This window comes from Pseudomonas sp. PS01299, from assembly GCF_029960145.1.
Classification (GTDB): domain Bacteria; phylum Pseudomonadota; class Gammaproteobacteria; order Pseudomonadales; family Pseudomonadaceae; genus Aquipseudomonas; species Aquipseudomonas putida_A.
Genome location: NZ_JASCPO010000185.1, coordinates 1 through 11,872 on the forward strand (window position 1 = coordinate 1; position 11,872 = coordinate 11,872).

11 protein-coding genes are annotated in these 11,872 nt (G+C 58.4%); 6 read left to right on the forward strand and 5 right to left on the reverse strand.

Annotated elements, in window-relative coordinates:
* Positions 1-110 precede the first annotated feature (110 nt).
* Positions 111-362, reverse strand: coding sequence for a sulfurtransferase TusA (tusA, locus tag QMX91_RS23625; protein ID WP_003226616.1), 252 nt, complete (start codon positions 360-362; stop codon positions 111-113).
* A 178-nt stretch (positions 363-540) separates the two neighbouring features.
* The gene (rlmM, locus tag QMX91_RS23630; RefSeq protein ID WP_134786961.1) at positions 541-1,614 is read right to left on the reverse strand and encodes a 23S rRNA (cytidine(2498)-2'-O)-methyltransferase RlmM; all 1,074 of its coding nucleotides are present in this window, start codon (positions 1,612-1,614) and stop codon (positions 541-543) included.
* A gap of 222 nt (positions 1,615-1,836) precedes the next feature.
* On the opposite strand from rlmM, the gene acnA reads away from it, so the two are divergent.
* The gene (gene acnA / locus QMX91_RS23635) at positions 1,837-4,578 is read left to right on the forward strand and encodes an aconitate hydratase AcnA (RefSeq protein WP_210559144.1); all 2,742 of its coding nucleotides are present in this window, start codon (positions 1,837-1,839) and stop codon (positions 4,576-4,578) included.
* A 361-nt stretch (positions 4,579-4,939) separates the two neighbouring features.
* Here acnA and QMX91_RS23640 read toward each other — a convergent pair whose 3' ends face one another.
* Together QMX91_RS23640 and QMX91_RS23645 are read right to left on the reverse strand one after the other, a co-directional pair.
* Positions 4,940-5,755, reverse strand: coding sequence for an aminoglycoside phosphotransferase family protein (locus QMX91_RS23640; RefSeq protein WP_223009039.1), 816 nt, complete (start codon positions 5,753-5,755; stop codon positions 4,940-4,942).
* The gene (locus QMX91_RS23645) at positions 5,748-6,236 is read right to left on the reverse strand and encodes an SRPBCC family protein (RefSeq protein ID WP_025111040.1); all 489 of its coding nucleotides are present in this window, start codon (positions 6,234-6,236) and stop codon (positions 5,748-5,750) included. The genes QMX91_RS23640 and QMX91_RS23645 overlap by 8 nt, the downstream gene beginning before the upstream one ends.
* A gap of 197 nt (positions 6,237-6,433) precedes the next feature.
* Between QMX91_RS23645 and QMX91_RS23650 the strand changes: the two genes are divergently transcribed.
* From QMX91_RS23650 to QMX91_RS23670, 5 genes are all read left to right on the forward strand, one after another.
* Positions 6,434-7,354, forward strand: coding sequence for an ADP-ribosylglycohydrolase family protein (locus tag QMX91_RS23650; RefSeq protein WP_223008975.1), 921 nt, complete (start codon positions 6,434-6,436; stop codon positions 7,352-7,354).
* A gap of 56 nt (positions 7,355-7,410) precedes the next feature.
* Entirely contained in the window at positions 7,411-7,815 is a 405-nt protein-coding gene (locus tag QMX91_RS23655; protein WP_134786966.1) for a lysozyme inhibitor LprI family protein, read from the forward strand.
* A 220-nt stretch (positions 7,816-8,035) separates the two neighbouring features.
* On the forward strand, positions 8,036-8,641 hold the full coding sequence (locus QMX91_RS23660; protein WP_095140016.1) for a DUF2975 domain-containing protein: 606 nt from the start codon (positions 8,036-8,038) through the stop codon (positions 8,639-8,641).
* Between the two features lie 9 nt (positions 8,642-8,650).
* Entirely contained in the window at positions 8,651-8,857 is a 207-nt protein-coding gene (locus tag QMX91_RS23665) for a helix-turn-helix transcriptional regulator (RefSeq protein WP_003226632.1), read from the forward strand.
* A 79-nt stretch (positions 8,858-8,936) separates the two neighbouring features.
* A complete protein-coding gene (locus QMX91_RS23670; protein WP_282413466.1) occupies positions 8,937-9,608 on the forward strand; it encodes a hypothetical protein in 672 nt (223 codons plus the stop codon).
* A 68-nt stretch (positions 9,609-9,676) separates the two neighbouring features.
* Here the strand turns inward: QMX91_RS23670 and mrdA are convergent, their stop codons facing one another.
* On the reverse strand, positions 9,677-11,569 hold the full coding sequence (gene mrdA / locus QMX91_RS23675) for a penicillin-binding protein 2 (RefSeq protein ID WP_027611428.1): 1,893 nt from the start codon (positions 11,567-11,569) through the stop codon (positions 9,677-9,679).
* Between the last annotated feature and the right edge of the window lie 303 nt (positions 11,570-11,872).

Consider the following 11,872-nt stretch of genomic DNA (forward strand, 5'->3'; position numbering starts at 1 on the left):
GGAGCGGGCTTGCTCGCGAAAACGGTGTTTCAGTCGACATTTACAGTGACTGACACACCGTTTTCGCGAACAAGCCCGCTCCCACATTGGGTTTTGCGTTTGCCTGAGGGTCAGGCTTGTTTCTTGCGGATCCAGTACAGATAAGTACCGGCCTCTTCGTGTTGCCCCACCAGTTCGTGGTCGAGAAACACGCAGAACTTGGGAATGTCGCGACGGGTCGAGGGATCGGTGGCGATCACCTTCAGTAGACCGCCAGGCACCAGGTCGCGGATGTGCTGATGCAGCATCATCACCGGCTCCGGGCAATTGAGACCGGTGGCGTCGAGGGTGCCGTCGACCGGGGTATCGATCATTTCACTCATGATTCACTCCTGAAACTGGCCGGCATTGTCGCGCATTGCCGGGTGCTCAGTCATCTGTAGCGAGGGGATTTATCCCCGATGGCTTGCGGGGCGGCCGCAAAGACTGGGGATGCGCTACATCCCATCGGGGATAAATCCCCTCACCACAGAGATCATTCCCACAGGGTTTAGTGGTGACTTAGCGGGATTTGGCTTTCTTGATGTCATGCCGACGCAAATGGCAGGTCACTTCCTCGCGGTCGTGATACAGCTGCTTGCAGCCAATATCGACCTTGATCCCACGCGCCTTGAAGCCATCGGCGATGCGTTCGAGCAAGCGCTTCACTTCGGCATAGCGCTGCTTCATCGGCAACTTGAGATTGACTACCGCTTCGCGGCAATGGCCCTCGCCGATCCACTCTTCAAGCATCGCCGCGTTACGCGCCGGCTTCTCGACGATGTCGCAGACCATCCAGTCCACCGGCTGCTTGGGCTTGAAGGTGAAGCCGTCGGCCATCAAGTGCTGCACCAGCCCGGTGTCCATCAGACTTTCAGCCATCGGGCCGTTGTCGATGGCGGTCACCAGCATGCCGCGGTTAACCAATTGCCAGGTCCAGCCGCCCGGTGCTGCGCCGAGATCGACGCCGGTCATGTCGCTGTGCAGGCGCTCGTCCCACTGATCACGCGGGATGAAGTGGTGCCAGGCCTCCTCCAGCTTCAAGGTCGAACGGCTTGGCGCCTCGCGCGGAAACTTCAGGCGCGGAATGCCCATCGGCCACATCGCCGAGTTGCCGGCGTCGGCCATGCCGAGAAACACTTCGCGACCACTCTTGAAGGTCAGCAGCAGGCGCGGTTTGTTCGCGTCGTCCACCAGTTTGCCGGCGCCGGTCAGTGCCTTGCGCAGCGGGCCTTCGAATTTCTTGCAGAAGTTCGACAGCTCTTTACCGTCGTTGGTGTCGACCACTTCCAGCCACAGGCTGCCGCAGACCGGGAAGTCCGCCATGTGCTCGAGGATCACGCTGATACGGTCGGTTTCCGGCAGATTGATGAAAACGCCACGCGCCCATTGCCGCGGGAAAATCAGCTCGGCAAAGCGTTGGCCGCGCATCAGGCGCTCGGCGCCGTCTGCTTCGGTGCAGACAAACTCGGCGTACGCGGTGGCCGGTTTGGCCTTGGCGTAGCCAGCTACGTCGAGTTTGGCGGCGAGGTCGGAAATCTCCGAACAGACTTCGCCTTCGAAGCCTGGCCGGCAATGCATGAATAGGGTGTTCATTCTTACTCCTGGGCAGAGGGCGGACATTCGGCCCCTGCACGCTGCTCAAGCCTTGCGGTGAAGCAAAGCCTGTCACGAAAACCGGCGCATGATAGCCGATGTCGGAACCTTGGACTTGCCCATAGAGTCCAGTTATTAGCCAGCTACTGAAAACAGGGCTACGTTGATAGCTCTGCCCGTCCCCTCCGTCCGTAGCCGTGCGGACTCAAAGGAGTGATCGTAATGCCGTCCCTCGATAGTCTGAAGACCCTTAAAACTCTACAAATCGACGATAAGACCTACCACTATTTCAGCCTGCCCGATGCCGCCAAGAGCCTTGGCAATATCGACCAGCTACCGATGTCGCTGAAAGTCCTGCTGGAAAACCTGCTGCGCTGGGAAGATGAAAAAACTGTCACCGGCGCCGACCTCAAGGCCATCGCTGCCTGGCTCAAGGAGCGCCGCTCCGACCGGGAAATCCAGTACCGCCCGGCCCGGGTATTGATGCAAGACTTTACCGGTGTACCTGCGGTGGTGGATCTCGCCGCGATGCGCGCCGCCATGGCCAAGGCCGGCGGTGATCCGCAGCGAATCAACCCGCTGTCGCCAGTGGATCTGGTGATCGACCACTCGGTGATGGTCGACAAATTCGCCACCCCGAGCGCCTTCGAACAGAACGTCGACATCGAGATGCAGCGTAACGGCGAGCGCTACGCGTTCCTGCGCTGGGGTCAGAGCGCCTTCGACAACTTCAGCGTAGTGCCGCCGGGCACCGGGATCTGCCACCAGGTCAACCTCGAATACCTCGGGCGCACGGTATGGACCAAGGATGAGGACGGCCGCACCTACGCCTTCCCCGACACCCTGGTCGGCACCGACTCCCATACCACCATGATCAACGGCCTTGGCGTACTCGGCTGGGGCGTTGGCGGGATCGAGGCAGAAGCGGCGATGCTCGGCCAACCGGTGTCGATGCTGATTCCGGAAGTGATCGGTTTCAAACTCACCGGCAAACTCAAGGAAGGCATCACCGCCACCGACCTGGTGCTGACCGTCACGCAGATGCTGCGCAAAAAAGGGGTGGTCGGCAAATTCGTCGAATTCTACGGCGACGGTCTCGCCGACCTGCCACTGGCCGACCGCGCGACCATCGCCAACATGGCCCCGGAATATGGCGCCACCTGCGGCTTCTTCCCGGTCGATGACGTCACTCTGGAATACCTGCGCCTGTCCGGTCGCCCGACCGAAGTGGTGAAACTGGTCGAGGCCTACACCAAGGCTCAGGGCCTGTGGCGCCTGCCCGGTCAGGAACCGGTGTTTACCGACAGCCTGGCGCTGGACATGGGCAGCGTCGAAGCCAGCCTGGCCGGGCCAAAGCGTCCGCAGGATCGGGTCTCGCTGCCGAACGTCGCGCAGGCCTTCAGTGACTTCATGGACCTGCAATTCAAGCCCACCAGCAAAGAAGAAGGCCGTCTGGAAAGCGAGGGCGGCGGTGGCGTGGCCGTGGGTAACGCCGATCTGGTCGGCGAAACCGAGTACGAATACGAAGGCCACACCTATCGCCTGAAAAACGGCGCGGTGGTGATTGCCGCGATCACCTCCTGCACCAACACCTCAAACCCGAGCGTGATGATGGCGGCCGGTCTGCTGGCGAAAAAAGCCGTGGAGAAAGGCCTGACCCGCAAGCCGTGGGTGAAGAGTTCGCTGGCACCCGGCTCGAAAGTGGTCACCGACTACTACAAGGCGGCGGGGCTGACGCAATACCTCGATCAACTGGGCTTTTCGCTGGTCGGTTATGGCTGCACCACGTGCATCGGCAACTCCGGGCCACTGCCGGAACCGATCGAGAAAGCCATTCAGAAAGCCGACCTCACCGTGGCGTCGGTGCTCTCCGGCAACCGCAACTTCGAAGGCCGGGTGCATCCGCTGGTCAAGACCAACTGGCTGGCCTCGCCACCGCTGGTCGTCGCCTACGCCTTGGCCGGCAGCGTGCGCACCGACATCAGCACTGAACCGCTGGGTAACGACCAGCAAGGCAATCCGGTGTACCTGCGCGACATCTGGCCGAGCAGCAAGGAAATCGCCGAGGCGGTGAATCAGGTGAACACCGCGATGTTCCACAAGGAATACGCCGAAGTGTTTGCCGGCGACGAGCAATGGCAAGCGATCCAGGTGCCGCAGGCCGCCACCTATGTGTGGCAGGACGACTCGACCTACATCCAGCATCCACCGTTCTTCGACGACATTTCCGGACCGTTGCCGGTGATCACCGACGTCAAGGGCGCGCGGGTTCTGGCGCTGTTGGGCGATTCGGTAACCACTGACCACATCTCCCCTGCCGGTAACATCAAAGCTGACAGTCCGGCCGGGCGCTATCTGCGCGAAAAAGGCGTGGAGCCGCGGGACTTCAACTCCTATGGCTCACGGCGTGGCAACCACGAAGTGATGATGCGCGGCACATTCGCCAACATCCGCATTCGTAACGAGATGCTCGGCGGCGAAGAAGGTGGCAACACAATCTACATCCCGAGCGGCGAGAAAATGCCGATTTATGATGCCGCCATGCTGTATCAGGCCTCGGGCACGCCGCTGGTGGTGATCGCCGGTCAGGAATACGGTACCGGCTCCAGCCGTGACTGGGCGGCCAAAGGCACCAACCTGCTGGGCGTCAAAGCGGTGATCGCTGAAAGCTTCGAGCGTATCCACCGTTCCAACCTGGTGGGCATGGGCGTGTTGCCGCTGCAGTTCAAGCTCGATCAGAACCGCAAGAGCCTGAACCTCACCGGCAAGGAAACCCTGGATATTCAGGGCCTGACCGGTGTCGAGCTGACGCCGCGCATGAACCTGACTCTGGTGATCACCCGTGAAGACGGGCGCCAGGAGAAAATCGAGGTGCTGTGCCGCATTGATACGTTGAATGAGGTGGAGTACTTCAAGTCCGGCGGGATTCTGCACTACGTGTTGCGGCAGCTGATCGCCTCTTGATTGCTTGATTCCTGTGGTGAGGGGATTCATCCCCGATGGACTGCGCAGCAGGCCCTTTTTTGAGGTCGCTTCGCTACCCATCGGGGATAAACCCCCTCGCTACAGGTGCTCGACACAAGCCTTCAGCGCTTTTGTACAGGCGAAAAAAAACCCGCCGAAGCGGGTTTTTCCCAAGACCATTATCGACTCCCTGTCGGCAGCGATCCTTGCTATGGTCGATCATCCGTGATCCTGAAACACTCCCTGTGTCTCAGTTGATGGGTGTAGATTACGCCGTGGATCCAATCGGCAATAGTCGCAAAAGCTACCACCGCGTGTAAGACATTCGCTATAAAAGCCCTTCCGAAAACCCTTAGCCCTCTCAGTCATCCAGCAGGCAAGCGGCGATTTGCGCGACCTGCAGCTGTTCGGCAGCCTGTTGCTGCGCATCGTCCTCCAGGAACCAGGCGGCCGACAACCCGGCAAATGCCAGCACCCATTGCAGCAAGCGTCGGCGATCAAGCCCGGACGCCTCGACGATCACCTCGACCTGCCGGCGCAATCGCTGTGAATCGCCAGCCGTCGGCAAGTCCGGGTTGCAGATCAGGTTGGCGTAGTCATAACCGCGCTCGCCGCGTACTCGTTTGGGATCAATAGCGAGCCAGCCGTGTGCAGCGAAATCGAGAACATTGTCGTGGTGCATGTCACCGTGCAGCACCACCACGTCCTGCGGATCTGCGAGCAAGGCTTCAGCCGCTTGCAGGCTCAGGGCATAGGTCCCGCCATGTTCGGCCGCGGCCACGCGCAGCGAGGCGAACCACGGTGCCAGCTCCACCAGCGGCGGTGGCGGCGTCGGGCGCGGCGCATGCAAGCGCGATAGTGTCGTGCACATGATCTGCGTGGCTTCGTCGTCTTCACCGTTGAGCGCCATGTGCATCAACGAACGCCGGCCCATAGCCCGTTCCAGCAACAAACCTTCCTCGTGATGGGCCAGCACCCGCGCTGCGCCCTCACCGTCCCACCAAGTCATCAGTCGATTGCCGAATTGCTCGTCGGTATCCAGCGCAACCTTGAGCATGGCCGGCGTGTCGCCAAAACGCACCGGCAACAGACGGCTGCCGGGGGTGATGACCGGCTCACCGTCCGGTACCAGCGCCCAGCGTTGCAACCAGGGTTCGAAGATTGCGCAGTCAGTCACCATCACGCTCGCGGGTCTTGGCGCTTTCGGCGAGAAACTGTTCAAGTCGACTCAGCTGTTCCTCCCAGCCACGGCTGTCCATGTAATACGCCTCCTTCTGCCGCACGTCGGGAATGTGCGCGAAGCCGGACTCAGATACTTTGAGCAAAGTGCCGCCCTCGTAATCCTGCAGCTCGAACTTGACCAGCGTCGTCGGCTCCTGTGAATAGTCGATCTTTGGATTGACTGCGTAAGGGTGCCAGCGAAACGAAAACAACTGCTGTGGCTCGACCCGCTCGACGAGCACGTTCCACAACACGTGTTCATAACCAGGATACGTGACCTGCCCTTGCGTCCATTCCCCGGCAATGAACCTCCTGCCCTCCAGCGCCACACCAAACCACTGGCCAAAAGCCTCGGCATCGACCAATGCGCGCCAGACATAAGAACGCGGCGCCTTCAGCGTGATTTTGCGTTCGAAACTATTGGGTACCGGTTTCATAAGTCACCTCCTGTTTTGAACAGTAGGCTTGTATGACCACATGTCCAACCTGAAGTTGTATTAAAGGGCTGCACCTGTTCAGTCCAAAGGAAACATTCGGCGGCATTTCCGATCGTTGAATGAGTGAATGACTGACGCAACCCTCTCGCTGAACCTGTTACCTTTTCCAGCGAAATGGAAACAAACAAGGACGAAGCATGCAGCCATCTCTATCCGAACGTTATCGCGGCGCTCTGCTCGGTCTCGCTTGCGGCGACGCCGTCGGCACCACGGTGGAGTTCAAGCCACGAGGCTCATTCCAGCCGCTGACGGACATGGTCGGCGGTGGCCCCTTTCACTTGAAGCCCGGACAATGGACGGATGACACCTCGATGGCGCTTTGCCTGGCGGAGAGTCTTCTGAGCAAAAACACATTCGATGCGGCGGACCAGATGGGACGCTATCTGAACTGGTGGCGGTGGGGATATCTGAGCTCGACGGGGGATTGTTTCGATATTGGCATGACCGTCAGTCAGGCACTGTCGCAGTATCAGCAAACCGGTCAGGCCTTTGCCGGGTCAACCGACCCGTTTACCGCCGGCAACGGCTCGCTCATGCGTTTGGCGCCGGTGGTGCTGTTTTTCTTCCCTGACGTCCAGCAGATCCGCAACTTCGCCAGCGACAGTTCGCGGACAACCCACGCGGCCCCTGAAGCCATCGAATGCTGTCAATTGTTTGCCGAACTGATCGCCAACGCGCTGTTCGGTACCTGCAAAAGCGAACTGTGCAGGCTGCCGCGCTCAGCTTTCACTGAGCCTAAAGTTGCCGCGATTGCTCGAGGAGATTATCTGGCCAAATCAGTCAATGATATCCGTGGCAGCGGCTACAGCGTTGAGTCGTTGGAAGCCGCGCTGTGGTGTTTTCATCACACCGACAGTTTTACAGCGGCGATTCTGCAAGCCGCCAACCTCGGCGATGACGCTGACACCACTGCCGCGATCGTCGGTCAATTGGCCGGGGCCTATTATGGCGTTCGGGCGATTCCTGCTCACTGGCTGGAAATACTTCATGACGGCGAGGAGATTGCAGCCACAGCGGATCGCCTGCTCGAAGCCTCCCGACTGCGCGTTCCTGAATAGAAGCACCATAGCCGCTAAACTGCTCTGCACTTTCATCCGACACAGTGAGATTAACCATGCTCCCACGCCTGCTCCTGGCCCTGACACCCGTCCTGTTCACGCCTCTCGCCCACGCCGCCGTCGACTGCGCCAACGCCAGCAATCAGGCCACCATGAACCAGTGCGCCGGGCAGGAATTCAAGGCAGCGGACAAGGAGCTGAACGCGGTGTATCAGCAGATCACTAATCGTTTGAAGGACAACGCCGACAGCAAAAAGCTTCTGGTGAGCGCGCAGCGGGCGTGGATCGGCTTTCGTGATGCCGAATGCAAGTTTTCCGCGTCCGGTGTGGACGGCGGGAGTGTTTATCCATTGATTTACAGCAATTGCCTGACCGAGGTGACAAAGGTGAGGGTCGGGGCGCTGAAGCAGTATTTGAAGTGTCAGGAAGGTGACATGAGTTGCCCGGTGCCAGGGGCCTGATGTTGCAGGGGTTTCAGTCTCGCCGACAGGGTTGTTGATTCCACACTTGGGGCACCTGTCGGCGCGTTGGCCAGCCTATCGACTACCCGCACTATTGCGAGCGACCATGCGGAGCCGGATCAGAAGAAGATGCTCAAGCAACAAAATCAAAATTAATTATTGTTATTAGATAATTTATCATCGAGAATTCGCTACCAAATTGTAGCAACCAGGAATTTTCATGAGTACTCACATCAACGGATTGGCGCTGCAGCGCATGCATTGGATCGGGCTGCTGGCAGCAATTCTCGTCTGGGTTCTGGGGGTAACGGAGGTCGGCGGCAACGCAACGATCTGGTTCTTCAAAAAGGATGAAATGCTGGCGGGCCTGCTCTATGCCTTTGCTGAGGGCTCGCCGCAATTGCTTGACCCGTTTGTCGAAGGTGCCTTGCTTGATCCCGACACCTGGCTGTCATCAACGGTCACGGCACTGATCGTTTTTCTGGATTTCCTGCCCGTGGTCCTGTCGGCTTACGCGTTATGGCTGACCGGTTTGTTCTTTCTGCGCTTGTCGCGCGGCGAAACCTGGACCGACCGCAACATCAGGGTCCTCTGGCGAGTGGGCGTACTCTGCATCGTTTCTCCGGCGACCTATCCGTTAATAGAGACCTTGCAAGGTCTGGCGTTGTCGATAGATCTGCCGCCGGGGGATCGGATTTTCCAGTTCTCGATCGGCATGTCTTCCGCTTCTGCCTACGAAATAATCAAAGGCGTATTACTCTGTATTTTTTCAATTATCATGCGTGACGCAAAAGTACTCAGCGATGAGCAAAGCCAATACATATAGAACAATATAATGACCATTATTGTCCGCCTTGACGTAGTCATGGCCACGCAAAAAATTCGTTCAAAAGAGTTAGCCGCCCTGCTCGGGATCACCGAGGCGAATCTGTCATTGCTCAAAAACGGCAAAGTCAAAGGCGTGAAGATGGCAACTCTGGACAAGCTCTGCGCTGCGCTCGATTGCCAGCCTGGCGATCTGCTGGAATACCAGAAAGACTAAGCCCGCTGGCGGCGGTTTATTTATCGCCCCCTCATCCGTTTAACTTTTATTCAATCCTTAGTTGCAAGGCGTCTTTGTCATGTCCCGTTATTTGTTCTGCGTCCTATTAATGCTGACCGCGTTGCTTGGCGGCTGCGCCACGCAAATAGACGTAGCACTCAACGCAATACCTGATCCGGACTATCCGTTCGATCGAAAGGCAACCGTGATGGTGACCTCGACCAACAGCGCCGATGAGAACGCACTGAATGCCCGCTACTATCTTCGCGACATGGTCAACGCACTGAAAGACAGAGGCTTTCAGGAGGTTTATACCGACGCCAGCCTGCCCAGGAATCACGCGCCGATCAAAATGACCGTCACTCTCGATATCGGCAGCCAGCAAGTGTCTTATCGCTATACCGCCACCGACTATGGGCAAGTTCCAACCAGCACTACGACCGTATGCAAGAACGCCAAGAAGAAAGATGACCGACTGACCTGTACCAGTAAGCCCAATACGACCTATGGCCCGGTGGGAACGTCAGAGCGTATCGGCTACACCACCCTCAGTACCTTCACTGTCACCGCCCGGGATGAGGCGAGTAAGCGCACGGTGTATCTGCTGCGGGCGTCGTCTTATAACGAGGACTGTCAGGCCGCCAAGGTCGAAGCATTTCTGGTCGAGCAGGGCCTGCAGAATTTGAACTTCCAGGATCGCATGCAACGCAACTACAGCGTCACGATGCCCGAGGGTTACAGCTGCAAGTAGTCAGTTGCCCAAACGTGAGAGCTTCACAGCTCAGCCAGCGTGAGGCGGTGCTGTGAAGCTGACTCGGGTTAGACGTGGGGATCACCCGGCGGCTTGGCCGGCGCCGCGTATTGCGGCTTGAGGTGGCCGTCCTGGTCCAGCAACCAGGCGTCCATGATCTGCCGCACCACAGGACCGGCCACTCGACCACCGGCCTCACCGTTTTCGATCATCACCGAGATGGCGATCTTCGGGTGCTCCGCCGGAGCGAAACCAACGAACAAGGCGTTGTCGCGATGACGTTCGAGGGTTTTCTCCCGGTTGTAGCGCTCGCCTTGCTTGATCGCTACCACTTGCGCGGTACCACTCTTACCGGCAATGCGATACTGCGCACCTGCCGCTGCGGCGCGCGCGATACCCCGGGCATCGTGCATCACCATCTGCATCCCGTGGTTGACCTGATCCCAGTCACGCGGGTTTTTAAGCAGGATATTCGGCATCGGATGCTCGTCGACCGGCGCCACACCATCGACCGTCTTCGCCAAGTGCGGACGATTCCATACGCCCTTGTTGGCAATCAGTGCGGTAGCCTGAGCCAGTTGTAGCGGCGTAACCTGCATGTAACCCTGGCCGATACCCAGGATCACCGTTTCCCCCGGGAACCAGGCCTGACGGCGCGTGGCACGCTTCCAGGCCTGAGACGGCATCAAACCGGGTGACTCTTCGAACATGTCCAGCGAGACCTTTTCGCCAAGGCCGAACATCGCCATGTAGTCGTGCAGGCGATCGATGCCGAGCTTGTGTGCCAGATCGTAGAAGTAGGTGTCGTTGGAGCGCATGATTGCCGCGTCCATGTCCACCCAGCCATCGCCACTGTGGTTCCAGTTGCGGTACTTGTGATCGAAATCCGGGAGTTGGTAGTAGCCTGGGTCAAAGACGCGGGTCTGCGGCGTCACGACACCGGCATCGAGGCCGGCGATTGCCACTTCCGGCTTGATGGTCGAGCCCGGCGCATAGAGGCCGCGCAACACACGGTTGAACAGCGGGCGGTCGATGGAATCGCGTAGCGCCGAGTATTCCTTGGAGCTGATGCCAGTGACGAACAGGTTCGGGTCGAAACTCGGATTGCTGACCATGGCCAGCACTTCACCGGTGGACGGGTCGAGAGCCACCACCGAGCCACGACGGTCGCCCAGTGCGGCTTCCGCAGCCTCCTGCAGTTTGACGTCGAGACTTAGAACGATGTTTTTGCCAGGGACCGGATCGGTGTGCTTGAGCACCCGTAGCACCCGGCCTTGGGCGTTGGTCTCAACCTCTTCATATCCGACGTGGCCATGCAGCTGCGCTTCATAGAAACGTTCAATGCCGGTTTTACCGATGGATTGTGTGCCGCGGTACTCTACCGAATCGAGGGTCTTGGATTCTTTTTCGTTGATCCGGCCAACGTAGCCAATCGAATGCGCGAAGTGCGCCCCCAACGGGTAATGCCGAACGAACTGCGGCTCGACATCAAGGCCCGGCAGACGGAACTCGTTAACCGCCAACACGGCGATTTGTTCCTCCGTCAGCTCGTAGAACAGTGTCACCGGGGTGAATGGGTGACGGGACTGCTTCATGGCCTTATCGAAAATCGTACGATCTTCGGCGGGTAAATGCAGCAGATTAATTACCTCGTCCAGCTCCTGATTAACATCAGTGGCGCGTTCGCGGGTAATGATCAGGTTGTAACTGGGACGGTTATCAGCGAGCAGCACACCATTACGATCGTAGATCAGGCCTCTTGTCGGCGGAATCGGCAAGACGTGCACGCGGTTGTTTTCAGAGATGGTCGAGTGGTAGTCGTATTCAACCACTTGCAGGATGTACAGGCGTACCACCAGCGCGCAACTGATGGCAAAGACGAACAGAGCGCAGGCGATCAACCGCTTGTTGACCAGACGCGTCTCTTTTTCGTGATCCTTGATCGGGATGGGTTCAGGCATTTCTACAGCAACTCTTTGACATAAATTGAGTGCCGATCCGTGGGCATGACATCAGTCCGTTAAAAAACGAGCTGCACCATACCAAAAACCGAGTGGTCACTTCAGAAGGATTTTCCCTAATGGCAGTCCCGGCGACGGTTGGAACTCTCGTGCCGTCTGACTCTGACAAGAGAAGCACTTTCCTGCGGGCAAAACAAAACCCCAACTGCTTTCGCAATTGGGGTTTCGGAATTTAATCTTGACGATGACCTACTCTCACATGGGGAAACCCCACACTACCATCGGCGATGCATCGTTTCACTT